The organism is Chryseobacterium sp. SG20098 (assembly GCF_031844745.1).
GTDB lineage: Bacteria > Bacteroidota > Bacteroidia > Flavobacteriales > Weeksellaceae > Chryseobacterium > Chryseobacterium cucumeris.
In genome coordinates, this window is the sequence record NZ_CP134622.1 from 3,243,578 (window position 1) to 3,269,980 (window position 26,403).

General features: G+C 36.5%; 26 protein-coding genes. 2 read left to right on the forward strand and 24 right to left on the reverse strand.

Annotated elements, in window-relative coordinates:
- Nucleotides 1-38 precede the first annotated feature (38 nt).
- The 9 genes from RHP76_RS14840 to RHP76_RS14880 form a co-directional block, all read right to left on the reverse strand.
- Nucleotides 39-1,421, reverse strand: coding sequence for a tetratricopeptide repeat protein (locus tag RHP76_RS14840; RefSeq protein WP_062672737.1), 1,383 nt, complete (start codon nucleotides 1,419-1,421; stop codon nucleotides 39-41).
- 207 nt (nucleotides 1,422-1,628) lie between these two features.
- Nucleotides 1,629-2,597, reverse strand: coding sequence for a quinone oxidoreductase family protein (locus RHP76_RS14845; RefSeq protein ID WP_311228484.1), 969 nt, complete (start codon nucleotides 2,595-2,597; stop codon nucleotides 1,629-1,631).
- A gap of 343 nt (nucleotides 2,598-2,940) precedes the next feature.
- Nucleotides 2,941-3,561, reverse strand: a complete 621-nt coding sequence (locus tag RHP76_RS14850; RefSeq protein WP_288444474.1) for a Crp/Fnr family transcriptional regulator — start codon at nucleotides 3,559-3,561, stop codon at nucleotides 2,941-2,943.
- A gap of 6 nt (nucleotides 3,562-3,567) precedes the next feature.
- Nucleotides 3,568-4,950 (reverse strand): phosphoglucosamine mutase, encoded by a 1,383-nt coding sequence (gene glmM, locus RHP76_RS14855; RefSeq protein WP_311228485.1) that lies wholly within the window; start codon nucleotides 4,948-4,950, stop codon nucleotides 3,568-3,570.
- A gap of 69 nt (nucleotides 4,951-5,019) precedes the next feature.
- On the reverse strand, nucleotides 5,020-5,910 hold the full coding sequence (locus RHP76_RS14860; protein WP_062672743.1) for a DUF4421 family protein: 891 nt from the start codon (nucleotides 5,908-5,910) through the stop codon (nucleotides 5,020-5,022).
- Nucleotides 5,911-6,228: 318 nt separating this feature from the next.
- Complete coding sequence (gene feoB, locus RHP76_RS14865; RefSeq protein ID WP_062672744.1) at nucleotides 6,229-8,262, reverse strand: ferrous iron transport protein B; 2,034 nt, start codon at nucleotides 8,260-8,262, stop codon at nucleotides 6,229-6,231.
- Entirely contained in the window at nucleotides 8,262-8,468 is a 207-nt protein-coding gene (locus RHP76_RS14870) for a FeoA family protein (RefSeq protein WP_062673746.1), read from the reverse strand. Before RHP76_RS14870 ends, feoB begins: the two co-directional genes overlap by 1 nt.
- A gap of 168 nt (nucleotides 8,469-8,636) precedes the next feature.
- Nucleotides 8,637-8,927, reverse strand: a complete 291-nt coding sequence (locus tag RHP76_RS14875; RefSeq protein WP_062672746.1) for a hypothetical protein — start codon at nucleotides 8,925-8,927, stop codon at nucleotides 8,637-8,639.
- A gap of 182 nt (nucleotides 8,928-9,109) precedes the next feature.
- Nucleotides 9,110-10,009 (reverse strand): GLPGLI family protein, encoded by a 900-nt coding sequence (locus RHP76_RS14880; protein ID WP_062673748.1) that lies wholly within the window; start codon nucleotides 10,007-10,009, stop codon nucleotides 9,110-9,112.
- Nucleotides 10,010-10,192: 183 nt separating this feature from the next.
- On the opposite strand from RHP76_RS14880, the gene RHP76_RS14885 reads away from it, so the two are divergent.
- Nucleotides 10,193-10,690, forward strand: a complete 498-nt coding sequence (locus RHP76_RS14885; RefSeq protein ID WP_062672748.1) for a DinB family protein — start codon at nucleotides 10,193-10,195, stop codon at nucleotides 10,688-10,690.
- Nucleotides 10,691-10,738: 48 nt separating this feature from the next.
- Here the strand turns inward: RHP76_RS14885 and RHP76_RS14890 are convergent, their stop codons facing one another.
- Entirely contained in the window at nucleotides 10,739-13,459 is a 2,721-nt protein-coding gene (locus tag RHP76_RS14890) for a carboxypeptidase-like regulatory domain-containing protein (protein ID WP_120232290.1), read from the reverse strand.
- Nucleotides 13,460-13,908: 449 nt separating this feature from the next.
- Here RHP76_RS14890 and RHP76_RS14895 point away from each other — a divergent pair, with 449 nt between their 5' ends.
- Nucleotides 13,909-14,790, forward strand: coding sequence for a cupin-like domain-containing protein (locus RHP76_RS14895; protein WP_062672752.1), 882 nt, complete (start codon nucleotides 13,909-13,911; stop codon nucleotides 14,788-14,790).
- 47 nt (nucleotides 14,791-14,837) lie between these two features.
- Here RHP76_RS14895 and RHP76_RS14900 read toward each other — a convergent pair whose 3' ends face one another.
- The 14 genes from RHP76_RS14900 to RHP76_RS14965 all read right to left on the reverse strand — a co-directional run bounded on the left by RHP76_RS14900 (nucleotide 14,838) and on the right by RHP76_RS14965 (nucleotide 26,399).
- On the reverse strand, nucleotides 14,838-15,626 hold the full coding sequence (locus RHP76_RS14900; protein ID WP_183037421.1) for a T9SS-dependent choice-of-anchor J family protein: 789 nt from the start codon (nucleotides 15,624-15,626) through the stop codon (nucleotides 14,838-14,840).
- Nucleotides 15,627-15,727: 101 nt separating this feature from the next.
- Nucleotides 15,728-17,452 carry a M14 family metallopeptidase gene (locus RHP76_RS14905; RefSeq protein ID WP_062672756.1) on the reverse strand — a complete coding sequence of 575 codons (1,725 nt, stop codon included), beginning with the start codon at nucleotides 17,450-17,452 and terminating at the stop codon, nucleotides 15,728-15,730.
- A gap of 155 nt (nucleotides 17,453-17,607) precedes the next feature.
- Entirely contained in the window at nucleotides 17,608-18,336 is a 729-nt protein-coding gene (locus RHP76_RS14910) for a metallophosphoesterase family protein (protein ID WP_311228486.1), read from the reverse strand.
- Between the two features lies 1 nt (nucleotide 18,337).
- Nucleotides 18,338-18,880, reverse strand: a complete 543-nt coding sequence (locus RHP76_RS14915) for an RNA 2'-phosphotransferase (protein ID WP_062672758.1) — start codon at nucleotides 18,878-18,880, stop codon at nucleotides 18,338-18,340.
- Between the two features lie 10 nt (nucleotides 18,881-18,890).
- Complete coding sequence (locus tag RHP76_RS14920) at nucleotides 18,891-19,856, reverse strand: ADP-ribosylglycohydrolase family protein (protein ID WP_311228487.1); 966 nt, start codon at nucleotides 19,854-19,856, stop codon at nucleotides 18,891-18,893.
- A complete protein-coding gene (locus RHP76_RS14925; RefSeq protein ID WP_311228488.1) occupies nucleotides 19,856-20,542 on the reverse strand; it encodes an SIR2 family NAD-dependent protein deacylase in 687 nt (228 codons plus the stop codon). The genes RHP76_RS14920 and RHP76_RS14925 overlap by 1 nt, the downstream gene beginning before the upstream one ends.
- 4 nt (nucleotides 20,543-20,546) lie before the next feature.
- Nucleotides 20,547-21,050 (reverse strand): O-acetyl-ADP-ribose deacetylase, encoded by a 504-nt coding sequence (locus tag RHP76_RS14930; RefSeq protein WP_280213032.1) that lies wholly within the window; start codon nucleotides 21,048-21,050, stop codon nucleotides 20,547-20,549.
- The gene (locus tag RHP76_RS14935) at nucleotides 21,047-22,279 is read right to left on the reverse strand and encodes a TIGR02452 family protein (RefSeq protein ID WP_311228489.1); all 1,233 of its coding nucleotides are present in this window, start codon (nucleotides 22,277-22,279) and stop codon (nucleotides 21,047-21,049) included. Before RHP76_RS14935 ends, RHP76_RS14930 begins: the two co-directional genes overlap by 4 nt.
- A 17-nt stretch (nucleotides 22,280-22,296) precedes the next feature.
- Nucleotides 22,297-22,890, reverse strand: coding sequence for a DUF4291 domain-containing protein (locus RHP76_RS14940; RefSeq protein ID WP_120232299.1), 594 nt, complete (start codon nucleotides 22,888-22,890; stop codon nucleotides 22,297-22,299).
- Nucleotides 22,891-22,904: 14 nt separating this feature from the next.
- Complete coding sequence (locus RHP76_RS14945; RefSeq protein WP_123278742.1) at nucleotides 22,905-23,378, reverse strand: macro domain-containing protein; 474 nt, start codon at nucleotides 23,376-23,378, stop codon at nucleotides 22,905-22,907.
- Between the two features lie 68 nt (nucleotides 23,379-23,446).
- Nucleotides 23,447-24,517: an adenylosuccinate synthetase gene (locus RHP76_RS14950; RefSeq protein WP_277693643.1), complete on the reverse strand. Its 1,071-nt coding sequence runs from the start codon at nucleotides 24,515-24,517 to the stop codon at nucleotides 23,447-23,449.
- A gap of 63 nt (nucleotides 24,518-24,580) precedes the next feature.
- The gene (locus RHP76_RS14955) at nucleotides 24,581-25,435 is read right to left on the reverse strand and encodes a hypothetical protein (RefSeq protein ID WP_311228490.1); all 855 of its coding nucleotides are present in this window, start codon (nucleotides 25,433-25,435) and stop codon (nucleotides 24,581-24,583) included.
- 2 nt (nucleotides 25,436-25,437) lie between these two features.
- The gene (locus RHP76_RS14960) at nucleotides 25,438-25,773 is read right to left on the reverse strand and encodes a hypothetical protein (protein WP_288444457.1); all 336 of its coding nucleotides are present in this window, start codon (nucleotides 25,771-25,773) and stop codon (nucleotides 25,438-25,440) included.
- 77 nt (nucleotides 25,774-25,850) lie between these two features.
- Nucleotides 25,851-26,399: a 2OG-Fe(II) oxygenase gene (locus tag RHP76_RS14965; RefSeq protein ID WP_311228491.1), complete on the reverse strand. Its 549-nt coding sequence runs from the start codon at nucleotides 26,397-26,399 to the stop codon at nucleotides 25,851-25,853.
- Nucleotides 26,400-26,403: the final 4 nt, after the last annotated feature.

The following is a 26,403-nucleotide window of genomic DNA, read 5'->3' on the forward strand; positions in this document are numbered from 1 at the left end:
TGCATTTCTGCAGGTTTTCTGTTATTTGTTAGAGACATCTAATTCTTTTTCTTCACTTTATTGGCCTTGACCTTTTTCACTTCGTCTTTAATGAAAGGATATTTTTTCTGCATATCCTTAGCTAAAGAAGGATCAAGTTCCAATGCTTTTTGAAGAGATTCCATTCCTTTATCCTGTTCTTTCAGATTGTAAAAACAATTGCTCAATTGATAAAACAGCTCGGCTCTGTGATGTTTTTTAATGGCTCTGTTCAAGACTGTTACCGCATCTTCATACTCTCCTACTAACATTAAAACTTCTGAATAGGCATACCAGTTGTAGAACCTTGAAGGTTCAGCATCCACCAGTTTTTTAAGACAAGAAAGGCTTTCTTCAAACTTCCCCGAATCGATGAATAAAAACGCCAGTCTCTTCTGATAGTCAAGATTGTTTTCATTCAGCTGGGTAGCTTCTTTGGCAAAATGTAATGCTTCAGACATTCCTCCCATTTCTTCATAAAGATAAGACTGTTCCATCATCGCAAGATAAAACTGAGGGTCTTCTCTCAATGATTTCTGGAATGAATTTAAAGCTAAAATAGGCTGTTTTAAAGCCTTGTTGCATAATCCGATCTTATAAAAAGTAAATGCTTTTGTATATTCCAGCTCCAGCATTTCTTCATAAGTTTCAATGGCCTTCTGGTATTGTCCCAAAGCTTCATAACAGGCTGCTTTATTGGCATATACTCCTACAGAGTTTGAGTTGATTGCCAGTAAATAGTCATAGCCTCTTATCGCTTCATCATAATTTTTTCTGTTGAAATAGAATTGTCCGTATTCAAACCAGGCGGTTTCAGAATAAGGGAATTCATCTAAATATTCATTAAGAAAGGCAATAGCCTCCTCACTCTTATTCAGGTCACTGAAGCACACCATACAGTTTTCCAGCGAATATTCATCCGTAGGATCTTCTTTCAGTGCTTTTCTGTAATGTTTAAGAGCGTTAAAAGGATCTCCGAGATTCACATATTCATCCGCAATAAAGTTGTGGAGAAAGTTTTCTTCTTCCTCTAATGTCAAAGCTTTTTTACAGATTTCAATGGATTTTCTGGGATTTCCTAGGTTCGAATAATACTTGGCGTAGCAAACCAAAAAGTCTGTATGCTCCATAGAAGCACCTTTCAGTTCGTCAATAAGTTCTTTCGCCGTATTATACTCTTCCCACTCCAGAAGGATCTCAAGTCTTTTGATCTTGATATCCAACGAATTGGGATGAAGCTTTAGCCCATAATTAACAGCCATGTCAGCGTAATTAAAGTCACCAAGCTCCAAATAATAAACAATAATGTCTTCTAACTCTTCGGTATCGAAGTAGAATTCGTCATTGTTTTCCATCATTTCCTCGAACTTTTTTACAAGTTCATTTCCAAAATACTCTTCCAATAGTGTCCTCTTTGTCGGCCCAACGCTTGAATTTGCTTACAAACCTCGGCAAACGTTTAGTTAATAATACATCTGAAACTGATATTCAAATATTTATGCAAAGTTGCAACTTTTTTTTGAATATTCCATTTCATAAATTTCTATTATAAAAATAGTAAAAAAAGAAAACCGATAAAAGGATTGTGGATAAAAAAACGGAAATTGGGGTTAAATTCTTATGACCAGACGTTTTCCGCTTTCTATTTCAGCGTTCCATATGGTTTCGATATCTTTAATATCAACTTCGTGAGTTTCCATTTTAATTTCCCCTTCAACTGCTGCCTGAAACATTTCCGGGATAATTTCCGAAAAAAGTAGCGCTGATTCTTCTTTTGTCCAGCTTCCCAATCCTGATCCTGAAATCTGAATATCGGTTCCTCTGAGGATCTGAGAAGACAGCTGAATGGTATCCCCGCTCATTCCTCCTATCGTTACAAGCTTTGTTTTATGGGAAAAGGTTCCGTCTCCTTTGAAAGCAGACAAAATCATTTCTACAGAATGACCCCAGACATAATCTATGATAATATCTATCGGTGTTTCCTGATGAATTTCTTTTATTTTTTGTTTAAAATCAATGTCCTCCAATTTTAGAGAAACGATCTCATCAGCACCCAGTTCAAGTAAAGACTGCAAAGATTCTTCATTTCTTCCGGTAACAATAATTTTCTGTGCTCTATATAATCTGGCGATCTGGACGGCAATTCTGCCTGTAATTCCTGTTGCTCCATTAATCAGTACAGTATTTCCAGGCTGTATTCCTGCTTTGAACTTTAATGCCATTGCTGAGCCCATAACGGCGTTGGGCAATGCTGCAGCCAGAGAAAAATCAAGTCCTTCAGGAATTGGAATGATCATCTTTTTATCTGCTACAGCTTTTTCGGATACAGTCCCTTTTTTGCTGAAAAAATAGACTTTACTTCCGTTTTCCAGATATCCTGCGCCGTCTGTTCCGATAACCGCTGGCTGGTGTTTCTGATTTTCTGTTGAATAATGATTTCCACCTGCTCTGGCTCTGTCGAGATTTTTAATTGATGCGGCTTTTACTGAAATCAAAATTTCATTTTCCTGTACTTCAGGCTCCTGGAAATCTGCATATTGAGGAATGCTTCCTTTTGCAAATACTACGGCTGCTTTCATTCTTTTAATTTTTATACAAAATTAGGAGTGTAGAAGGCTGTGAAGCGATAACATTTGTTATCAGTTTGGAAAAGGGAGCTGGAAGCGGGAGGTTGGGAGTTTATAAAGCCGGTAACAGAGTTAACAAACGCAGCAATCGCTAGGAAACATGATATTGTTATTATTATTTGTTCACAAGGACATTTCGTTCAGCAAAGAATAGCGACCCTTGATGAGTGGAACACCTTTGCGAGCATTTTTATTATTCTTCGCGAACATCGCGTTTAAAATTTAAACAGGACAAATACAAAGTAATGCGGTGTCTTTTTAAATCTCCAGCTTCTGGCTTCCATCTTCCATCCTCTTAAAGTCCTTCTTTCAATATTTTGCTTTTGATTCTGCTGAGATGTACAGTAGTAATGCCAAGATAGGAAGCAATATAATGCTGGGGAACTCTTTTGATGATCTCAGGTTTTTGTTTAACTAAATTCAGATATCGCTGCTGCGGAGTATCCTTAATGAATGAAAAGAAATGTTTCATATAATCGAATACCCTTTCGAAAAGAGCATCCATAAAAAGGTTTCTAAGCTCCGGATTTTCGTAAACTTCTTCCAGAAAAGCTTCCACATCAGGTTTATTAATTTTGTATAAAATACAGGGTTCTATGGTCTCAAATGAAACCATGCTTGGTAAACCTTTTTTAAAGCTTTCAAGAGAGGAAAACATTGTGTTCTCAGGGAAAAACTGAAAGGTAACATCTTTTCCGTCATTATTATACCAGGCTCTTACCATCCCTTTTTCAAGATAATAGGCATTGCAGGAAACTTCACCTTCTTTTAAAAGCAAAGTCTTGGCAGGAACATCCATACGCTGGAAGCTGCCCAGAAATTTTCTCCACTTTTCTTTAGGGAAAGGAAATCTGTTTTTAATATGTTCAAACATTTCTGGTATAAAAAAAGAACGGACTGTTTGTCCGCTCTTCATATATTTTTAGATTAAACTCTTGATTTTAGCAATGATATCATCTCCCAACTGATCTGCCTCTTCCTGAGATTTAGCTTCAGTATAAATTCTGATGATTGGTTCTGTATTGGATTTTCTAAGGTGAACCCAGTTGTTTTCAAAGTCTATTTTAACACCATCTACTATAGAGACTTCTTCATTCTGATATTCCTGTTCCATTTTGCTTAAGATCGCATCTACATCAATCTCCGGCGTAAGTTCTATTTTCTTTTTACCCATGAAATAGCTTGGATATCCCGCTCTTAATTCAGAAACGGTCTTGTTTTCTTTAGCTAAATGTGTTAGGAATAAAGCGACTCCTACTAAAGAATCTCTTCCGTAATGCAATTCAGGATAAATAATTCCTCCGTTTCCTTCTCCTCCGATCACCGCATTTTTCTCCTTCATCAAAGTAACAACGTTTACTTCTCCTACAGCACTTGCAAAGTATTCTGAATTGTGGGTTTGTGCTACATCTCTCAATGCACGGCTTGAAGAAAGGTTGGAGATTGCTACTCCATTTTTATTTTTCAACAGGTAATCTGCAACGGCTACCAGGGTGTATTCTTCCCCGAACATTTCTCCTTTTTCATCAATCAAAGCCAGTCTGTCTACATCCGGATCTACCACCACTCCTAAGTCTGCATTTTCTTTTTTCACAAGATCACAGATATCTCCCAAATGTTCTTTCAACGGTTCAGGATTGTGTGGGAAGTGTCCCGTAGGTTCACAATATAATTTGATGGTTTCACAACCTAATTTATCTAAAAGCATTGGAATAGCAATTCCTCCTGTAGAGTTTACAGCATCAAGAACTACTTTAAAATTCTTTGCTTTGATTGCTTCCACGTCTACCATCGGTAAATCCAGGATCTGCTGAATATGGATATCAAAAGCATCGTCTCTTGTTTCATATTTTCCAAGATCGTCTACTTCTGCATAGTTGAAATCTTCGCTTTCTGCCAAAGCCAGTACTTCAGCTCCGTTTTCACCACTGATGAATTCTCCTTTTTCGTTTAATAATTTAAGGGCATTCCATTGTTTTGGATTATGAGAAGCAGTAAGGATGATTCCACCGTCTGCACTCAGCTCAGGCACCATTACTTCAACAGTCGGGGTTGTAGAAAGACCCAGATCTACCACATTAATTCCTAATCCCTGCAATGTAGCTGTAACTAAAGAGGAAACCATCTGGCCAGAAATTCTGGCATCTCTTCCGATGATAAGGGTAAGATCTTTTTTGTTTTTATTATTTTGAAGCCAGGTTCCGAAAGCGGATGCGAATTTTACAACATCCAGCGGTGTTAAGTTATCATTTACTCTTCCACCAATGGTTCCGCGAATTCCGGAAATAGATTTTATTAATGACATGATGTTTTTGCTTTTATTTTGTTCTTTCTGAATTTTTCCAACGCAAAGATACTTAAAAGACCCTTCAACTTATAGAACCGGAATCTTTTTTTGGACTTTATCGTAGGTATTTTTCACAACTTTCGGTGGTGCAAAACGATACCCAATATATAACAGTCCATAAAGGTTATTATTTTCAACTGCTTCTCCGTTTTTCTGATACGTATAAGCCCTAAAGTTCATCCTTCCTCCAAAAAGAAAGCGGTCTGAATTATATCCCACGTGAAGACCTCCTTCCATTCTCAGGGTTACAAACTGTTCGTTTTCTTTCTGCTCATTGTTCTCCTGGGAGCCTGAAAACTGTCCTCCAAGTCCTACAGAAAGGTAGGGAGCAACATTCACTTTATCTCTTATAATCCAATTATAAAAGTATCCCATATTGGCCCCTATTTTATACTGAACTTCCTTGTTTTTCACTTCATTTATTGTATTGGTGAAAAAGCTGACATCATAATCCAGATAAGGAATCCAGCTTCCGCTGCTTTTTTTCTGCCATTCACTGTGAGTATATACACTTTTGGCCGAGAAGTTTTTATTGAACACATACGATGTTGTTCCTCCAAAACTCACCACTTTTAAGTCTGGAAACTGTAAATAAGCATCTGCTTCCTGCCAGTCCGGAACAAAATCTTTCATATTTTCCACGTAAAACCCTTTTACTTTTTTATAATAAAAAGTCTGGATAAATCTTTTTGGAAAAAACCTGAAGCTCAGATCTGTATAAGAACTTTTCCCTTTCAGATCATCCTCATTATTTCCCGGGATAAATTTTGGGGAAAAAGAGAGGGTTGCACTAATGGCACGGTAGTCAATAGATACGGACGTTCTTGTTTTGTTATTGATGGACAGTTCCATTTTATCATTTCCTCGCTGGGAAAGAATATACTTTTCAAGATTGGTATCCAGATTAAGGCGGATCATCACCTGATCTCTATACGATTTTACTAGTGTTGTATCTGTCTGACACCTAGCGTAAAAAATGCATGAGAACAACAAGAGAACTGAAATTGTGTTTTTTAGAGTCAAAATAATTAATATTTTCAAAGGATGAAAATACTATTATTTTTTGATTTCTATTAAACCTTGTTTAAGAACAGCCGCAATCTTTATCGCAGTTGGTTCTTTTGGAGCTGAATTTCTTAGGAGCGAAATTTTTTTTAAGTACTTTAAATAAAGAGTAACAAGCAAATGCTACAATTAATACAATAAGTACGTACTGAATGATTAATGATGAGTCCATTACTTTAAAATCTGATATACTATCATCGACACAAAATATGCCAAACCTGTCATCATGACTACCTGAAAGCCAGTCCATTTCCAGCTTTTGGTTTCTCTGTAGACTACTGCAAGTGTAGAAACACACTGCATTGCAAATGCATAAAAAAGAAGCACCGAAATTCCGGTTGCAAAACTGAAGACTTTTTCACCGTTTGGTTTTACATCTCTTCTCATTTTATCAATAACTTTCACTTCCGGAGCATCATCTTCCAGGCTATAGAGCGTAGACATTGTTCCCACAAAGACTTCCCTTGCCACGAAGCTTGTAAGGATTCCTACTCCCATTTTCCAGTCGTAACCAAGAGGAGCAATTACAGGTTCTATTCCTTTACCCATCTTAGCAAGGTAAGAATGGTCTAAGTGAACATCTGCAGCTACAAATTCATTTGTTTTCTGGCTTGGCCCGAAATAGCTTAAAAACCAGATAATGATACTTACGATGAAAATTATTTTTCCGGCTCCGGTAATGAAGTCCCATACTTTTCCTAAAACCATTTTAAAGTCATATCCGAAAAGTGGTTTTTTATAGGCTGGAAGATCCATTACGAGATACGTTTTTCCTTTACTTTTAATAAATCTTTTAAGGATTGCTGCAGAGAATAAAGCGACTAAAAACCCAAGGAGATACATTCCCATCAGGACCAGTGCTTTGTATTTGATTCCTAAAAATGTTCCTTCTGATATAATCAGTCCGATAATGATGCTGTAAACAGGAAGTCTAGCAGAACATGTCATAAATGGGGTTACCAATATCGTAAGCAATCTTTCTTTTACATTTTCAATATTTCTTGTAGAGATCACCGCCGGGATCGCACAGGCAGTCCCTGACACAAGGGGAACGATACTTTTTCCGTTAAGCCCGAAAGGACGAAGTAATCTGTCCATCAGGAATACTACTCTTGCCATATATCCTGAATCTTCCAATAAATAAAGGAAATACAAGAGAATTCCGATCTGTGGTGCAAAAACCACAATTCCTCCGATTCCGGGAACGATTCCATTTGAAATCAATGAATTAATTGGTCCTTCAGGAAGATGTTCGCTTGTAAATGCGGCCAGCCAGGAGAATGTATCTTCAATCCAGCTCATCGGGTATTCTGCAAGGAAGAAAACACTTTGAAAAATAATCAGCAGAATAGCTAAAAAGACCACATAACCCCAGAATTTATGAACCAAAACTTTATCCAGTTTCTCGGTTAATAATTCTTTGAACTGAGCCTTTTTAAAAATAACATCAGCCAGTATTTTGTCAACATTCTGGTACCTTCTTACAGTTTCCTGAACCTGTAATCTTTTAGGAACCAAACTTTTAGAATCAGGTTCATTGAGTTGTTCCATTACTCCGCCGATTCTTCCAAGATCTGTTCCCAGAGAAAGGCTCATCCATGCTTTATATTCGTTATCGAAACCTTTATGTGCTGCCAGTTTCTGAATAAAGTCTCTGTGTTCGTTTGGTGTTTCAAAAGAAAGTTGATCTGTTTTTACGAATTCATTGTTATAAACAGCTTCCCTTACTTCATCAATCCCGATCTGTTCCTTGGCATTGGTCTGAATAATTTTAATGCCTAATGCTTCGGAAAATTTTTGAATATCGATAGTAATTCCTCTTCTTTCTGCCTGGTCAATCTGATTGACAATCAGAATCATTGGAATGCCAAGGTCCTGAATCTGCTGAAACAACAGCAGCCCTCTTTTTAAACTTAATGCTTCAAGAATATAAACAACTCCTGCGTAGTTTTTCTGCTCGTCAATAAGATATTTGGAGAAAATGGCCTCATCTTCTGAGCTCGGGTATACACTGTAAGAACCTGGAAGATCTATCACCTCAACTTCTTCATTTTTGTATATGTAGTTTCCCGAATGACTTGCAACGGTAACGCCAGCGTAGTTTCCGGTCTTCTGCTTTTTGTTGCAAAGCGTATTAAAAACCGTTGACTTTCCTACATTAGGATTCCCGACTAAAAGTATCTGTTTTTTCTTGTTTTCCTGCATTAATTCAATTCTTCAACAATGATGTAATCTCCTTCTTCCTCACGAAGAGCAATCCGGCTTTTTTCTGCTCCAAATTCTACATACATTGGCCCGCTGAACGGAGCCTGATACAAAATTCTGAAAATGGTCTCCGGAAGAAGCCCCATTTCAATAATTTTATTGGGCATTTTAAGATGGTCGTTATCATATCCCAATATCTTCCCCATTTTATTTTTAGGGAATCCACTTAATTTATGTAATCCTTTCTCTTTCAAAGCCTAATTTTTAGTCCTGCAAATATACGCTATTTAAATTTAATCTAAATAACGTTTTGAGATAAAAGAAATAAGCCCAGACACATCGTTGTATCTGGGCTTATTTATATCTTATTAAGATTATCCTTCTGCTCCAAGCTGAAAACAATGAACAGGAGGCCCCGCAATTACAGGACCAACAGCAAGTTCAATAGCGCATTTTTCTTCTGTAGTCAATTCCTTTTCCCTCTCTTTTGCAGTTGTGGATAATGTAATAGGTTTTTGTAGTTGATCTGTTTTTTCAATAGTCTTCTTAGTGACTAAAACAGTTTCTGTTGCCTTTTGGGGCTCCGTATTTTTATTTGGAGATTCATTTTTAGCAAATAGCAATGCAGATGTTGTCAGCAGAACTGCGACAATAGATTTTTTCATGGTATAATTTTTAAATTAGTTTTAGCAAACATATGAGAATAAAAAATAAAATCAAATTTTTTCTGAGAATTTTTTAAAATTTCTGCTGGTCAAACGTAGAATTTACCTGATAAAAAGAAATCAACCCAAACACATTGCTGTATCTGGGTTGATTCAAAATATAATTTAGTTGATATGAAGTCTTACTTTTTCTTCTTGTCAGAAGGCTGTTCTTTTTCTATGGGATTATCATTGGACCCGAAGAAATCTTTCACCTGCTTTTCCAGCCTTTTCATGAAATCTCCTACAGTTCCGTCTGTTCCCGGCATGGGTCTGCTCATATTCTCTGCAGTCATATATGGACGGGATTCTGCAAAAGGATCTGCTTTGTATCCTTCATAAGATTTAAGAAACTTTTCTTTTGATGTAGGTGTTACTGTATTGCTCATCATTCCCATCTTAGCATTGATCTTATCGGCATATGATAATTCATCATAATTTTCGATCTTTTTATTTCCGCTCAATTGCCATGAATAGTTTTTATCAGCGTCTTCGATTTTTACAATCAGACCAGGAAGTCCTTTAAATTTGTAAGGTCCATCCTGAAAAGGGATATCCGAACTGAACCATGCAGTCCATGTTCTTCCTCCAAATTCAGTAGTTGCTTTCTGAGCATTGTACGCGCCTATTTTTTGTTTATCTGGTAGAATACTCCATTGCAGCTTCGGATCGTCTTCATATGAGAACAGATTTCTGCTGATTCTGTCTACATACTGTACTTTCATGTCAGGATAAGTCTTAATAATTTTATATGAAAATTTCGGCCACCTAATCAACTTGGTCATATCCTTAAAAGATTTGGTTTTCTCCATTTCTTCTATCTGAACTTTAATGATAGAATCCTGAGCCGGCATTGTATAATCCTGGTAGATTGATTTCTTTGGGGTTATATCAAGAATAGTAATAATCTTATCCATTCTCGCCGAATCTTTTTTCGGCTTAAAAGTCAGTTCATAAAAGAAACGGTTGGCTGTTTCTTTTGACTCCTGAGCTCCTGCAAATGCAAAAAGAGCAATAAGAAATACTGAGAATAACTTTTTCATTGTAACAAGTTTTATATAATTAGTAATCACTTGTCTTCTTTTGTTACAGTTTTTCTGAAATTTTATTTTTCGGTAAAAAATATTCACCTGTTTCAAATCTTTACTAATTAAAAAATTATGATTCTCTTAAAACAGTTTCATATTTAAAACGCTTACCTTTAAGTTTCTAAAAAACAAAATATTATGGATACCTTATCTCAATTAAAATCCGAACTGGAGGGAGAGTTCCAAACCACAAAAAAATTTATTGAACTATTCCCTGAAGGAAAAAACGATTATGCTCCGCATGAAAAAAGCATGAAAATGATGCCTCTTGCTACCCATCTGGTAGAAGTTTTTGAATGGCCGAACACTATTTTAAAAACTTCGGAACTGGATTTTGCCAAGGGAGATTATAAACCTACCATTCTGTCTACAAGAGATGAACTCATGAAAAAACTGGAAGATGATTACCAGTCTGCAAAAACAGCATTGGAAAACAGTACAGAAAACGATCTGAATCCCAGCTGGACGATTAAAAATGATGGGCACGAACTGGCAAGCTGGAGCAAGTACGGAGCCATCCGGCATGCTTTAAACCAGATTACGCATCACAGGGCTCAACTGGGAGTGTATTACAGACTAAACAATATTCCTTTGCCGGGAAGCTATGGGCCTTCAGCAGACCAGCAAAGCTTTTAATTTCAGTATATCTCAATAAAAAACCAATCCGTATGGATTGGTTTTTTTTTATTTAAAGTTGAATTTTACGGTAAACATAACCTGGCTAGGACGGAGCTGAATTCTTGTGTAAGAAATACTTTGTGCATTAATATCATACGTTTCAAAAACTTTTTTGTTCGCGATATTCATCCATTTCAATTCAAAATCAATTTTCTTCTTTGCCCAGCTGAACTGATAGGATAAATCATAGAATCCATTGTTATATTTCTGAGTTCCGGCGCTGCTGTTTACCTGATCCCAATTAAATCCAATGGTATGATTTTCTATTGGATAGAAGAACACTCCTAAATTATGATTAAATCCATTTCTTGAGTTTATATTATTCAATTCAGGTGTTTCACTTGTATTGGTTTGTTTTGTTCTGGAAATCGTAAAATTATAATCTACACTCATCCAACTGAAATAGGTATTATTAAATTTAAATCCTACTGATTGAGAGTTGTTTTTACTTTCATAAGATTTATCATTCTGATAAGCGTCTGATGTTGAAGTATTGTTACTATAGCTTACTGAAGCATTTGTTTTAAATTTTGGGAAATACTTTCCTACTTCTCCACTAAATCCATTATTTTTTGTGTGATTATCCTGTTCCAGATATTTCACGGTTGTATATCCTGCTTCATTTCTTACTGGGGAAGAAATAAGGTTTCTTTTAACATCGGATAGCCGGTAATTAAGATTAAAGAACAAATTATTCAGAGGATTTCTATATTCTATTCGTGTTCCTCCAGATTTTGTATTGTTCTGAGGAATCGGGTTGGTAGCATCCATTGCATTGATACCATTGGGTGAAGTCATTAAAAATCCTGAATATGCTGTGTTTACCTCTCCAAAATTATTACTGATATTTCCTGTTAATGAAGCTTTCCAGAATGAAGCAAAAGAATACTGTGCAAAAATATTGGGTTCAAAAGTGACTTTATTTACCGATTTTGAAACAAGCCTCAAAGGATCTTCTGCCTTAATATTATTTGAATTTACAGGAAGATTAGCATAAATCATCCATGATTCACTTTTATAATTTACTCCTAAGCTTCCATATGGTGTAGCTGTAGTGTATTTTAAATCATTGCTATATGACTCAGGTTTAGGATTGGGGATATTAGGGTTGGTAGATGGAATTGCTCTAATATTTGACAAGTCGGTAACAAGATCTGTAGTTTTAAAGTTAAATCCAACCTCTGGTGTAAAAGTCCATCCTTTAGCTGAAAATCCTAAATTGGCAGAATGATTGGCTTCGAAAGTTTTCAGCCTCATATTTTGTCTTGCAATATCCGAGGGTGTTGCCGTCATGAAACCAGGGATCTGTAAATAAGATGCAGGCGAAACTTCCAATGTCTGCTTATCTGTCTGATAATTAATATACGACTGAACATTAATCATTTTCTCGTTCCATGGGATAATAGTACTTAATGAGTTCTGAAATGAAGAAGTAGGAGATTCTATTGCTTCCTCCCCATGTCGGCTGCTGTTTCCATCTGTTCGATCTACAATACCACGATCTGCATTCCAATATTGAGAGAAGCTTGTGGTATTTTTAAAGAATCCTTTTTTTGCATTTTTAGTGAAAATCAATTCTCCTTTTGCTTTATCAGTATAAAAGTTATTGAAAATATTCTGAGTAACTCTTGAAGCCGGCTGATTAGATGTTGCAAAATAATCAGTTTGGCTATAAGATTCTCTATTTACGGAATTATTAGTATAGTTTGCATTGGCTTTAAGCTCCCATTCCTTTTTCTTATCAATATTGGTAAGATAGTTGGCTGACAAATAATGAACACTGTTCATCAGATATCTTTTCACCGGAAGATTAGGTGTACTTGCATTTTCTACATTTAACCAGTCATTTTGAGAAGCATTGATCCTTTTTCCTTCAAATCTATTACCGAAAGCCAGAATATTTCCTTCATTTTCCACCTGCTCACCCATGTTATTGGTTTTATAATTGACAACCCATTGGCTTTTCTGCCCGAAAAACATAGGCGTCAGTTTTACATTCCAAAGCCACGGATCTCCAAATCCGGTTCCTACTTCTCCTCTTCCAGTCATGGTGACAGAGTTTTTCAGTTTGATATTGATGGCTGCCTGATCTGAAGGGACTTTATCCTGAAGGATTTTTACCGGCTGGTGATTCTCCAGAACTTCTACTTTCTGTACAGCATCTTTAGGAAGGGAATTGTTGATGGTTCCATAACCTCCTTCCATAAGGTCTTTTCCGTTGACGTAGAATTTATTGATGGCATTTCCCTGGTAGAGAATTGTTCCGTCTGTATTGACCTCAATTCCCGGAATCTTTTTCATTACATCTGCAAGGGTTCTGTCGTTTTTACTATTGAAAGCCTTAAGATCATAAGAGATGGTGTCGCCTCTTGCAGTGATCATTTTGGTTTTCAGCTGTACTTCTTTAATTTCTGTAGCTTCAGACTGCATTTTAAAGTTCAGAGTCTGATCGCTGTTATTAATTTGCTTCGTAAGAGGTTTCTGATTGAATGCTTTCACTTTTAAATCCACATTGGATTCAGCGGATGTAAAAGTTACTTTATATTCTCCTTTGGAATTCGTAATGGCATAAGCAAGAATAGCATCTTTACCGGGCTCTTCTATCGTTACACTGGCGCTTGGTATTGCTACCCCGTCATCATCCGTGATCTTTCCTGAGATCGTTTTCTGTGCGAAAGTAAGCACCGTGAAGAAAAGCATCAGAAATAAGGAAATATTTTTTTTCATACTTATTATTTGCTCAATTAGTTAATGGATATTGTTTTTTGTTACACTTTTTATAAAGATGAATTTTATAGATAAAAGTTAAACCATTATCACTACAAACATAGTGATAATTTTTAAGCTTTTGATTTTCTTTGAAAAAAAGAAATCTTTTTAAGCAGATTCACAATCTGTTTATCCGCTTTTGTGAATATTTAATTTATCATAAAATGATGTTTGGCATAAAAAATTTGCAAAAGAAGTGGATGATTTATTTTTTGATTTATGTAACATAATCTGAATAGATTTTGTCTTATTGATTAGATAAAAGAACAATTTTAAGCAGGAGCTAAGAAATTAATAATCTTACTTATTCTAAATAGGAAAATCTGATTTGAATCATAGATTAAAAAAAAATTAAACACTGGTACATCAATATATATTTAATAATTTTGTAACATAAAATTTATAAAATGGGAATTATTTTAAAGCCTATAGATGTTGTAGATGACATTTCGAAAGAAGAATTCTACGAAAAATATCTGAAGCCAAGAAGGCCCGTTGTCATCAAAAATATGGCAAAAAAATGGCCTGCTTACCAAAAATGGACGATGGAATATATGAAGGAGGTTGTAGGAGATGTGGAGGTCCCGCTATATGACAGCTCAAAGGCAGACCCTTCTGCTCCCATCAATGCGTCAGCAGCAAAAATGAAGTTTGGAGATTACATAGATCTTATTCAGCGAGAACCTACTGATCTTAGAATTTTCCTATTCGACCCCATAAAATATGCTCCTAAACTTTTGGAAGATTATATTTCTCCTAAAGAATTAATGGGAGGCTTTCTTGATAAATATCCGAATATGTTCTTTGGAGGAAAAGGTTCTGTAACCTTCCTTCACTTCGATATCGATATGGCCCATATTTTCCATACCCATTTCAATGGAAGAAAGCATATCCTTCTTTTCGACTATAAATGGAAAGAACGCCTTTATCAGATACCCTATGCTACGTATGCACTTGAGGATTATGATATCGAAAATCCGGATTTCACAAAATTCCCGGCACTGGATGGTGTAGAAGGTATTGAATGCTATCTTGAACATGGTGATACTTTATTTATGCCTACAGGATGGTGGCACTGGATGAAATATCTGGACGGAAGTTTCTCAATTTCCTTAAGAGCATGGGACAAATCATGGGCAGTAAAAGCACATTCTCTATGGAATCTTACCGTACAGCGTAAATTTGACGACATTATGAAGTCGAACTTTAAAAAGAGCTATATGGACTGGAAAGAGAAAATGGCAATTAAAAGAGCAGAAATGGCCTTGAAGAGAGGCTTACCAAAATAAAAAAAGACGTTTCAATTGAAACGTCTTTTTTTATTTTGTTATAAATGTTATTTCTTAATCATTTTATAGCCTTTTTCAGTCTCTTTATCTTTGACCTTCACTATATAATTCCCTGCTGCAAGTTCACTTACATTTACAGTTCCGTTTTCTGTATCCATCGTTTCTTTTTTCACTAGCTTTCCGTTAAGATCATAGATGCTAATTTCAGAGATCTTAGTTTTATTTTTGATGTGTAAAACATCTTGTGCCGGGTTTGGGTAGATGGATGCACGGCTCTTATCCGCTTTTGCATCAGAAACCGATAAACTGTTTGTTGAAATCTGGAAATCGTCTATCCCTATAAACCAAACATCTTCTGTAGTGGAATGAAAAGCAATATAAATTGTTTGTCCTACAAAAGGAGTCAGGTCGTACGTATACTGATTCCACGAAGTAGGAGGTTTTACTGCTGCTGCGAGCGTGTTGGTAAGTCCTGCAATAGTAGGAGTTGTGGTTGATACTTTTATATCCACCGTCTCAGCAAGTCCTGCCCCTCTGTTTCTTGCCCAGAAAGTAAGCTTATCAGATACTCCTGCAGTGACCACTATAGCAGGGCTTATGGCATAATCATCATGGGAAGTACTGCCGTATTCCAATCCAAGGAAGTGGGTCCCAGAATGAGGAGCGTTGAATGAAGAGTCATAAGAACTAAAGGTTTCCCAGGTTCCAGGATCTCCACCATTAATTATTGTCCAGTCAGCAGGCATTGTTGCCGAATCAAAACTTTGAGAATATTGCGCCAGTACACCTATTGGTATAAAGCACAGCAATGTTACGAATTGATAAATTTGTTTCATAGTGTTTGTTTTTGATACTAATTTAATAAAAATATAAAACATTGATTAACAAATTACTATAAAAAAACAAAAAAATCATCAGAATTTTTGTGAAAAAATATTTACAACACTCTGTAAACGGGATACTGTCTGAATGTTTTTTCTTCAAAATAAGGAGAATGTCTGTACACCCAATCTAATTGTGCATCTCCATCTTCTGACAGCTTTTTATCCGATGCTTTGGCAGCTTCAAACGCTTCTTTCAATTTTTTATCCTTTTTCAAAAGTTCAGCAGCTGTATCTTCGAAAATATAAGCGGAATAGTATTCTTTCTGTGCCAGAATTCCGTCAAAGAAATTCCAATTGAAAAATGAGTCTAATGCTTCAGGTTCAAGGGTTTCTATAATATATTTTACACCAGGCTGATTGGTTGAAACCAGATAATCTCCGGCTGTAAATACCCTATTTTTCTGCGTAGCATCAACCGTAGTTTCAAAATGCAGGTAGTGCCCTTCATAAGGATTTTTAACGGTTTTAAAATCTTTAATTTTATAGGACTCAACCGTTAAAGTACTGTCTTTCTGTATCGGTTTCATCTGAATATTATTTCTTTTAAATTCTTCAATCACCCGGTACTGCGACTGCGGAATTACATAATATTTTGGAATGGTAATATATCCCGTTGGAACAGCCGTCGTAAAGAGTTTTATATTCTTCGTAAAAGGCTTATTTCTGTCATAATACAGTCTTGGTTTGCCTGAAACTTCACTGGGCTTATATTTTCCTTCATAACCTTTAAAATCCATAGTAGAGAACTTCGTAGAATCTATTTTCCAACGGATTCCGTATTGTTTTCCAGCCTGATATTGTTTTAGATTTTCTATTCGAAGCTGCTTTATTTTATGATAATCTTTATCTAAATTCCGTAGATTCACCAGCATATATTTGTAAGTGGCATCTACCCTTTTATCATAAGGCTTCAGCATATGGGTTTCAGGAACTGTTCCCAGAGAGTTGAAAAGGGAAGTATATCCTGTAGAATATCTCGGAGAATCTTCAAATGAGGCAAATCCTACTTCCGGAACATCTCCGTGGATATTGACATAGGGAGTACTATCATACCCCAGTTTTTTCATATCCTCAATATTTTTAGCCTGATAATCATTGTAGAAATAATTTCCAAGGGTATTTCCCAAACGTTCTTTAAATGTAGAAATATAGGTGAACGTATATTGATAATCTGCTCCGTTGCTGACATGGTTATCGATAAAAATATCCGGTTTCAACCATTGATAGATTTCCTGAAAGCTTCTGGCATTTTTAGAATCTGCTTTGATAAAATCTCTGTTCAGGTCATAATTCCTTGCATTTCCTCTGAAACCGTACTGCTCCGGTCCATTCTGATTGGCTCTCGAGTAAGATCCTCTGTTCAACATTCCACTGACATTGTAAGCGGAAATCGCAGCAATAATAAAATTCTGCGGAGTTTTAATTTTTTTAGCCGCAAGATCTCTCATCAACATCATGGTAGCATCTATTCCATCCGGCTCTCCCGGGTGAATTCCATTGTTGACAAAAAGAATGGCTTTGTCTTTTCTTAATTTTTCAAGGTCTTTTTCAGGAAAGGGATTATAAACCACTACATAAATTGGCTTTCCGTTGTCATCTTCTCCTTTTTTAAGGTACTGAATAGTATTGAAATTTTTCGCCAGATCCTGATAATAGCTGTTCATTTCGTCGTAGGTAACTGTCTGATTTCCGTTCCCTTTTTCAAAAGGGGTCTGAAACGATTTTTGAGCCAAAAACAAGGTAGAACTTAAGGTGAATAAAAGATATTTCAGTTTCATTGAAGTCATATTTTCAGACTTTAAAATTAATCATCTTTTGTGAGAAACGGGGATGTGCTGGCAGTCAAAATTGCAAAAGATTGAAAAGGTAAAGTTGTTTTGCAGATAAAAACCTAACAGGTTTTGAAAACCTGTTAGGTTTGTTCTCAACAGTATTAATTTCGCCCTTTTTCTTTTGGATATAAGGAAGGAAGCGGATCACTTTGCCAGAATTGCTTGGAGTCAATATCCATGATGGATAAAGATCCGGTATAGGCTGCTCCGGTATCCATATTCCAGATATTAGCTTTATTGGCTGGTATTTTGATCCCAATATCAAGAGTAGGCGTATGTCCGATGAATATTTCTTTATACAATAGCAGTCTTTTAGGATATAATTCAGAATTTTTCGACAGTTTTTTATCCATTGCCACGGCAGTTTCCCAAAGCGTTCTGTCCCAACGGTAATTGCTTGAGTACACTTCTTTTTCAGGACCGTGCATGGAAGCGTATCCGGCATGAATAAACAACCGGTTCTGATCATCAATATGATAATTTTTCATCCTTTGAAAGAATTCGAGATGAATATCCAGATCTTCAAGAGAATACTCAGCATAACTTTCTACTGTACTTTTTCCCCCATTGAAAAGCCATACATCAGGTTTTTGTCCTAAATTCAACCAATCTTCACACCATGCATCATGATTCCCTTTGATAAAAATACATTCCTGTATTTCAGAAAGCTCCAGTAAGAACTGTACGACTTGTGAAGATTCGCTCCAACCATCTACATAATCTCCGAGGAAAATCAGTTGATCATTTTTCATCACTCTTGCTCTTTCAAGAACTTGTTGTAAGGCTTTAAACCCTCCGTGGATATCTCCTATGACTAATGTTCTGCTCATTTTACTTCGAAATATATTTTGCATCTACGAAATCTGTTAACCAAACCCCGTTTGCAGACTGAAAGAAAGATAATCCTTCCTGATGCATTGTTCCGGTTCTGATGGTCAAAATCACAGGTTTGCCGTGTCTCATTCCGACCTTTGCAGCAGTCTCTTTATCAGCACTTAAGTGTACATGCTGACGGCTTCTTTTTTCAATTCCTTTTTCTAAAATAGAAGAAATATTGGCTTCTGCTGTTCCATGGTACAGAAATTCCGGAGGCTGTCTGGCTTCCAAAGCCAGGTCAATATCAATAGAGTGTCCCTGACTTGCTCTGATCATTGTTTTATCTTCATTAAAAGCAAAACGCTTTTTGTTGTTTGTTTCTACCACCTCATCTAATTCTTCGGGAGTAAAATATATTCTCTTTTGGGCTGATTTTGCTCTCAGCTCTTCCACATCTGCCCAACCATTTTCATCCAGGGTAAGACCTATACTATCCGGCTGATGACGTAAGATCAGGCTTAAAAATTTACTTATCTTTTTCTTTTCTATTTCGTTCATGGGTTGTGTTTTAGTTCATTAATTTTTGGTGTAATTTCTCACATAATGCTTCAATATCATCCTTTCTCACCAGCTCAGAAATCCATTCTTGTGGAATATTTTCATATCCATAATAAATTCCGGCAATTCCTCCGGTGATTGCTCCTGTAGTATCGGTATCTTCCCCCAGATTAACAGCTTTTAAAACTGCTTCAGAATAACTTTCTGAGTTGAGAAAACACCATAGTGAAGCTTCCAGGCTGTGAAGAACGTATCCTCCAGAGCTTATTTCCTTCTCCTGTAATGTATGCAAAGGAGCTAAGTCATATTCACCTACTTTTAATTCTAAAATCCGGTGAAATTTATCCATTTCATTTTGTGAACAAATAAGATTATAATCTAAAAACTCCCGAACGGTCTTCTGCATTGTTTGATATGCCTCCCATTTATCTTTTCCTTTTAGAATTTCCAAAGTAAATTCCAAATAAATAAAACAGGCCAAAACAGAACGGATATGTCTGTGTGTAATAGAGGAAACTTCTTTTACAATATCAAACCGTTTTTCAATAGTGAAATCTTTAATGTAAAATAATAATGGCATAATCCTCATTAAAGAGCCGTTTCCATTATCAAACTCAGAATTCCCTCCGCATAAAGTAGGAGAAATACCTTTTCCTATTCTATAAATAGCTTGTGAAGTCGCAATACCTATATCAAAAACTTTTCCATGAGGAGTCCATATTTCTGCATTATACCATTGTAAAAATTTCAAAGCTATATCTTCAAGATCATATCCATTGCACAAACTATCTGCAAGACACAACGTTAAAGAACCATCATCACTCCATGTCCCTGCAGGTTGACGATGGGTTCCCAAAGCACGCATTTTGGTAACAGGAGAACGTTTAAGCTCTTCCCTACTTCTGAATTCCACCGGAACTCCAAGTGCATCTCCAATACAAACACCCATAATTCCAGCTTTTACCTTATTTTCCATTAGGCTAAATTGACTAATTTATCAAATAATATTTTCATTCCCTGAGTGGCTGTTTCCTTCATTACTACAGCTCTCTGTCCGTATCCGAATCCCGTTTCATTAGGATTGATGACAATTAAAAGACAATCGTCTTTGATATCATGAATCAGTCCTGCTGCGGGATATACCTGCAGAGAAGTTCCGATAACCAGCAGAATATCCGATTCTTTTACGATTTCTCTTGCCGTTTGATACAAAGGAACATCTTCTCCGAACCAAACGATAAATGGTCTTAATTGTGCCCCATCTTCAGCTTTATCACCAATTTTAATATCCTCTTTTTGTTCATAAATCAGGCTTTTATTATTACTCGAACATGACTTGAACAATTCTCCATGAATATGAAGAATCTTAGCAGATCCTGCTCTTTCGTGAAGGTCATCAATATTCTGGGTAATGATCTGAACATCAAAATATTTTTCCAGCTCTGCCAGTAAGCGATGAGCTTCGTTGGGCTGTACTTCATGCAGCTGGCGTCTTCTCTGGTTGTAAAATTCCAGAACCAAAGCTCTGTCCTTTTTCCAGCCTTCCGGACTTGCCACATCCGTTACATTATGATTTTCCCAGAGACCGTCTCCGTCTCTGAAGGTTTTTATTCCGCTTTCGGCACTGATTCCTGCACCGCTTAATATGGTTAGTTTTTTCATGGGTTTAATCTAAAAGTTTTTGGTAAATTATCTCATTTTCATCATCAAAACAAACAAATATAACTTTCTCAATGATATCCGATTTAAAATTTCTGACCGCATCTACAGCAATTTTTCCAGCCAGTTCTTTTGGAAACCTATAAACTCCCGTACTGATATTAGGAAAAGCAATGGTTTTCACACCAAGGCTTTCCGCTAATTTCAATGAATTATGATAACAATCTGCCAAAAGTCTTGATTCTTCTTCATGACCATTCCAAACCGGGCCTACCGTATGAATAACATACCTTGCAGGAAGATTTCCGGCAGTAGTTACGACAGCTTCACCAGGACTGCACTTTCCTTGTCTGTTTCTAATTGCTCTGCATTCTTCTAATATCTGAGGACCACCTGCCCGATGAATGGCTCCATCAACTCCACCTCCACCAAGTAAGGATGAATTGGCAGCGTTAACTATTGCATCAGCTTGGATTTTTGTGATGTCTCCTTTTATTAGTTCTATTTTCATTGTATTTCTTCAAATGGTTTCAGCATTTCTTCTTTCTTGGTAAGCACTGCGAAAACCACTCTTTTAAATTTATTTTTATATTTTCCCTGAAGATATTTCCCGAATAATCCTGCAATTTCTTTTGGATCATTTTTGAAGACACCGCATCCCCAGGCTCCTAAAATCAGAACTTCATTTCCTTGTTGTAAAGCCAGTGAAAGCATTTTATCCATTCTAAGATCCATTGCATCAAGAATTTCATGTGCTCTTTCCGGTTCCTGACGTTTTACCACCCCTGCATTGACTGCCGGAGACGTGATGAAATTACACAGAACAGGCTTAGGAAGCAACTCTCCCTTATCTTTCCTGAAAACAGGAACTTTAGGACTGTAAATCATTGTATCCGTATAAAAACAGGATTCCATTGCACGATGAATTGTGTAATAATCAAATGCCTGAAGTAAGCTTTCATACAGTCCGGAAGTTCTTGCCAGACTTTCTTCCTGTGCTTCTGCTCCATTGATAAATCCTCCACCCGGATTTTTTGCTGATGCAAAATTGAGACACATAATCTTCTCCTGATTTTCTTCTTCGGCTAATTGTAAAATTGCTTTTAAAGAACTGCACTTCCAGGTTTCAATTTTTGTTTCAAAACTGATTTCCGGCAACGGAGATTCTTTAATTTCAGAAAGCTGTTCCGGAGTGAAAAGAGAGGTTTCTTTTTTACTGATTTCCAGCTCGTTTTCTATATTTATTTTTTCGTTATGTTCGTTAATATAATATTTTTTAGCTAAGATATCCAAAGTATCTTTTGCCATTCCTTTATTAGTCATAGTTAGTTTTTTTATTTTGATCATCAAATCTTCCAACTCAGCACTTGCAGCCTTCTTAAAGTCATCTCCTATAAAGACTTTGATTACTTTGATATCTCCTACAATTGCCTTATTAAAGCTGTTAAGATCCTCAGAAGGAACCCATAATTCATTGTGATTTCTAGCCCCGACATTCTGTGCAGGATATTGATCCGTCACTTTTTCCAACACCTCAAACCGGGTTACAAAACCAAGATAGTTTCCAGCTTCGTCTCTGGTGTTCCATTTTTCTGCAATCTCTGAAGCATATTCTTCATTAAGAACGGGGTAAAAAATAGGTTGCCATTCCAGTCTTGGAGGAAATTTTTTAAATCCGCTTTCCATAATCAAGATCATTTCTTTTTCTCCTACTGGTCTATATAATGTTATTGTTTTCATGACGTTCGTTTATTTGGTTATACTGTGGCTCCAATTCTGTAAGCCAGTTCTTTTGACAGAGGATAGTTTTTTTTTACCGGCAGCAGTTTTTTTGCCTTATCAAATTCTCCCGACCTGGTAAGATTCAGAATCTTCTTAACCAAAGGAGAATAATCCTCTATTTTTACAATCCATTCTTCATTGAACTCCTCAATCAATGCGCGGCTGATTCCTACCTGAATGGAACTGTAATTCAGTTTTGCTCCTTTAATATTCCTTTCAGGATCCCACTGCACATATATTCCGGCATTTTCAAAATCTTTTTCCCATTTCCGGGGATCGGGATAGACCCTTTTTTCAGGTGAAGTAAGAATTGCTTTGCCTAAAGCTTTCTCCCAGGCTTCTCTTTTAATATGTAAGGCCAGGGTACATTCCTGATTGGATTTCTGTCCATAATTGCTGCGCTCCATCATCCAGAGAAAAGAAGGCTTTATCCAGGTCATTCTGTTGAATGAAAAAGGAGCTGTAAATTTCTGATCCTCTACGGCTGATTTTGCAATTGCTTTATTATAGGCCTGATAGACAATCAGCGTGTCATTTTTATAATCTGCTCTTATTTCAAATTCTCTCATTGTTGGTTAATTTATTAAAAATCATACACATATACCTCCACATTCCTTACAAGCAATGTTCTTTCGATAATAGGTTCAATTTCTTCCCATTTTCCTCCTGCCAGTCCGCATCCGATTCTTGGCATGTGAACGCTTGCGTTCAGCAGCAAAGCTTCGTTGGAAAGTTTTTCCAGAGCTTTTTCAATGGCATCATACCGAACAGGGACACCATTACTTCCGGTTTTTATTCCTTTTTGCCCGATTATATTGGCTACAAAAATGTATTTTTCAACCTGAACCAATTGAATTTCTCCTAAAGCAAAATTATTTTTACTTCTGAAACGGTGCCAGTTTCTATATTCTTTTTCCGGCTCTTCCCATCTTTTGGAAACTGCCAGTACAAAACCTTTTCCCCAACCTCCGATATCATTGCAGATGTGGGCGATGATCTTTATTCCTTTGGCCTGTGGGACCGTAGCATCCCCTTTTAAATATTGTATAGTTTTCATGGTTATTTTCTTTTATTCTCTATCATTTCCTCCTCTCCAAATAAAATTAACATTTTTAACTGCTGAATTTAAAAAATCCGTTTAAAATCTTTAGAATAAGGAGAATAGGATCCATAGACAACATCAAATTCCTCATCAAGATTTTCTACTTTAAATTCCTCATCAATCTGATCCAGACAAGTAATGACAAGATTTTTTTTAACCGGAAACGCATAAGCTCCATCCAGTTTTAAGGCATAATTCAGCAGTTTGTAATCTATTTCTCCGGTTCTTAGCTCCTTTTGATATTCATTGAATATACAGGTTTCTTCTTCATTGTTTTTCAGATTCATTTCTTTTTCATTGCTCATCCAGCCGTTTCCATGACGGGTTGCATAACTTCTGGTCACATAATACATTTCAATATCTTCAATCTTTAAAAGCTTACAAATCTCACAGGCATTTTTTGAAGTCGTATGTGCATAAGTCACATTGGGAAAAACGCCATGGTCCATATCGAGTAAAATACCCTGACTTCCTTCGAAAATGAGGTGATCAAACGAAGCCAGGTATTTATAATCATTTATCTTCCAATCAATAGCTTCAATAGCATTTAAGAAAGGTTCTAAAAGTTCACTGATCTCGCCTTCTTCTACAAAACCATAGTAATAGGCAATTCCTTTCAGTTTTTCTATCAGCATTTCTCTGGGTGCTATGAGGTCTATAGCAAATAGTTTATAAGGACTTTCGTTTCTTTTCATCGTGGCTCCCACTCCTTTTCCGCAGGTTCCGTGTTCCAGATTACGGGCATTTGTTCTGTTCTGCCATACATCGAAAGGAGTTGTCAGCTTTGCCAATGGATGGATATGCAGCTCAATGTTTCCGTTCTTTGCTTTTAACTCTTCTCTTTCATTCAGAAGAAAAACCGGATGAATCGTACAATGCTCGGTAAAGTAAGAAGGCAGACCACGAAGTGCACCACTGGAAAAACTGGAATGCACATGCTTTCTTTCATTCATCATTACGGTATGGGCAGCCTGCTGTCCTCCTGAAAATCTGATCACAACAGCTTCCGGATTCTGAGAAGCCAGAAAATCTGTGGTAATTCCTTTTCCTTCATCACCAAAACCAAGTCCTATTACTATTTGCGCCTTTTTCATTTCTTTTAATTTTTGAGGTTTCTAGTATTGTCATTCCTATTTTAGGACGACATTGACAGATTTCTAAAGCATCTGAAACTGATCCAATCCTACTGTTCCTGTTGTTCCGATGCTTTTGCTTTTAAACTTATCACAGATAATGTTTTTAATAACATTCGGAATGTCCCTGTGATCTGCTATGGAAATACAGTTTTGTCCTAATAATTCTTTCCAGCCTCTGTCTGCTCTCAGTGCCTGATCGGAATGTAAAACACTGATGTGGTATACTTCATATTTTTTTTGTGCTTCTTCCAGCAGTTCAAAATGAGTATAGGTTTGCTGCCCTTTTCCCATGATTTCCCTGATTGCAGATGCAGAAAGGGTTTTTAAACAAGGTTCATCACCTACGGTAAACAATAATCCTTTTTGTCCTCTTTTTTCAAACGCATCTGTTCTGGTGTGAAATGCTGCAAAATACCATGCTAAAAGATAGCTTTCTCCAGCATTTCCACCACCTCCGGACTCAATATAAGTTCTTGTGAGCCACATATCCAGTTCTTCATCTCCTGATTCGAACTGTCCCACCTGAAGCGGATAACCATCACATTCATGATCTCCGATTCCAAGGAATAATAAGGCCGGATCAGGAACGCCTCCCTGGATAATTCCGCCCATGAGTTTCGGTAATCCATCTCTGATCAACTCATGAGGAATATGCCCCATACTTCCGGTAACATCTAATCCTAAAATAATGGGAACTGAATTGGGGTGGACTTCCGAATCCCGGGATTCCCTGAAAGAAATTCCATGTGGATTCATCGATTCATGAGCTATTCTTTTGGCATTCTGAGTGAAAATTTCCCCTGCGGATTTTGTTCCGTAACCTGCTTTTCTTGCTCTGTCATAACGAGCTTCTAAATCATATCTTGTACTTCCCATGACTATAATTTTTTTCCAAATAAATATTCAAATCTCTTTTGGGTAACTTCGAGCTGAATATTCAGATTTCTGATTGTTAATGATAATTCCATGTCTTTCTGAACGAATGCTTCGGGATTGAAATCCACAAAAGTCAGACTGTTTCTGTCTAAAGGACTGATATCAATAAGCCCTTCCTGTTCGCGCTCGAGTCTTTTAATTTTTAATTCGATATCTTCCACTCTGCGCCTGTAAATCAGTTCGGAATCTGCTCCGATGATTTTTGCACGGTCTTCTCTGATCTGATCATTATTTCTTTGTAATGATTCGATAAATCTGGGTTTTAATTCATCTTCCATGATCAAATATTTTTATTTGTGTTAAAATTACGCTAATTAAACAAGACATAGCAATGCCTTTCTCCGATCCTGTTGACTTATACTATTGAATACATTATATCTGTTCTCACAACATATTTCAAGCCACTGATCAGTGTTTTTCCTTCGTGTCTTAAAGGGTGGTGAAAAACAAGAGCGGTTCCTTTCTTCGGAGCTACTGTAAACAGGTTTTCAAATTCTGTTTCTCCTCCTTCAAAATCATCATTCAGATAGATCATAAAAGTGTAGAAACTTTTCTCCTTTTCATTTCGGATATAACTTACATCTCTGTGCATTTTGAACTGCTGTCCGGGAGCATATTTATAAACCCTGAGCATTTCATTAAAGTTAAAAAGCTGATATCCATCACATTCCTGAGGCAGAAACTCTACAGCCTTATTAAAAAGCTCTTCAGCAATTGCAGTATCAAAAACCATCAGTCGGTCATTATTTCTGATTCCTTTATTCATCTGCTGGCGTCCGAATACATTGATTTTTGCTTCTTCAAAGACTTTTTCCTGCGAAAGACTGATATAATGATCACATTCAGTCTCAGTAAGAAAATTTTCAATCAGAAATATTTGTGGGTGTAATTCTATTTTTTCCATAATT

What these genes read in the sequence shown, in the direction of transcription:
- RHP76_RS14845 (WP_311228484.1), bottom strand. Translation starts at nt 2,597, where the DNA reads ATGAAAGCAGCCGTAGTATTTGCAAAAGGAAGCATTCCTCAATATGCA.
- RHP76_RS14850 (WP_288444474.1), bottom strand. Translation starts at nt 3,561, where the DNA reads ATGAAGAGCGGACAAACAGTCCGTTCTTTTTTTATACCAGAAATGTTT.
- glmM (WP_311228485.1), bottom strand. Translation starts at nt 4,950, where the DNA reads ATGTCATTAATAAAATCTATTTCCGGAATTCGCGGAACCATTGGTGGA.
- RHP76_RS14860 (WP_062672743.1), bottom strand. Translation starts at nt 5,910, where the DNA reads ATGATCCGCCTTAATCTGGATACCAATCTTGAAAAGTATATTCTTTCC.
- feoB (WP_062672744.1), bottom strand. Translation starts at nt 8,262, where the DNA reads ATGCAGGAAAACAAGAAAAAACAGATACTTTTAGTCGGGAATCCTAAT.
- RHP76_RS14870 (WP_062673746.1), bottom strand. Translation starts at nt 8,468, where the DNA reads ATGGGGAAGATATTGGGATATGATAACGACCATCTTAAAATGCCCAAT.
- RHP76_RS14875 (WP_062672746.1), bottom strand. Translation starts at nt 8,927, where the DNA reads ATGAAAAAATCTATTGTCGCAGTTCTGCTGACAACATCTGCATTGCTA.
- RHP76_RS14880 (WP_062673748.1), bottom strand. Translation starts at nt 10,009, where the DNA reads ATGAAAAAGTTATTCTCAGTATTTCTTATTGCTCTTTTTGCATTTGCA.
- RHP76_RS14885 (WP_062672748.1), top strand. Translation starts at nt 10,193, where the DNA reads ATGGATACCTTATCTCAATTAAAATCCGAACTGGAGGGAGAGTTCCAA.
- RHP76_RS14890 (WP_120232290.1), bottom strand. Translation starts at nt 13,459, where the DNA reads ATGAAAAAAAATATTTCCTTATTTCTGATGCTTTTCTTCACGGTGCTT.
- RHP76_RS14895 (WP_062672752.1), top strand. Translation starts at nt 13,909, where the DNA reads ATGGGAATTATTTTAAAGCCTATAGATGTTGTAGATGACATTTCGAAA.
- RHP76_RS14900 (WP_183037421.1), bottom strand. Translation starts at nt 15,626, where the DNA reads ATGAAACAAATTTATCAATTCGTAACATTGCTGTGCTTTATACCAATA.
- RHP76_RS14905 (WP_062672756.1), bottom strand. Translation starts at nt 17,452, where the DNA reads ATGAAACTGAAATATCTTTTATTCACCTTAAGTTCTACCTTGTTTTTG.
- RHP76_RS14910 (WP_311228486.1), bottom strand. Translation starts at nt 18,336, where the DNA reads ATGAGCAGAACATTAGTCATAGGAGATATCCACGGAGGGTTTAAAGCC.
- RHP76_RS14915 (WP_062672758.1), bottom strand. Translation starts at nt 18,880, where the DNA reads ATGAACGAAATAGAAAAGAAAAAGATAAGTAAATTTTTAAGCCTGATC.
- RHP76_RS14920 (WP_311228487.1), bottom strand. Translation starts at nt 19,856, where the DNA reads ATGGAAAATAAGGTAAAAGCTGGAATTATGGGTGTTTGTATTGGAGAT.
- RHP76_RS14925 (WP_311228488.1), bottom strand. Translation starts at nt 20,542, where the DNA reads ATGAAAAAACTAACCATATTAAGCGGTGCAGGAATCAGTGCCGAAAGC.
- RHP76_RS14930 (WP_280213032.1), bottom strand. Translation starts at nt 21,050, where the DNA reads ATGAAAATAGAACTAATAAAAGGAGACATCACAAAAATCCAAGCTGAT.
- RHP76_RS14935 (WP_311228489.1), bottom strand. Translation starts at nt 22,279, where the DNA reads ATGAAAACAATAACATTATATAGACCAGTAGGAGAAAAAGAAATGATC.
- RHP76_RS14940 (WP_120232299.1), bottom strand. Translation starts at nt 22,890, where the DNA reads ATGAGAGAATTTGAAATAAGAGCAGATTATAAAAATGACACGCTGATT.
- RHP76_RS14945 (WP_123278742.1), bottom strand. Translation starts at nt 23,378, where the DNA reads ATGAAAACTATACAATATTTAAAAGGGGATGCTACGGTCCCACAGGCC.
- RHP76_RS14950 (WP_277693643.1), bottom strand. Translation starts at nt 24,517, where the DNA reads ATGAAAAAGGCGCAAATAGTAATAGGACTTGGTTTTGGTGATGAAGGA.
- RHP76_RS14955 (WP_311228490.1), bottom strand. Translation starts at nt 25,435, where the DNA reads ATGGGAAGTACAAGATATGATTTAGAAGCTCGTTATGACAGAGCAAGA.
- RHP76_RS14960 (WP_288444457.1), bottom strand. Translation starts at nt 25,773, where the DNA reads ATGGAAGATGAATTAAAACCCAGATTTATCGAATCATTACAAAGAAAT.
- RHP76_RS14965 (WP_311228491.1), bottom strand. Translation starts at nt 26,399, where the DNA reads ATGGAAAAAATAGAATTACACCCACAAATATTTCTGATTGAAAATTTT.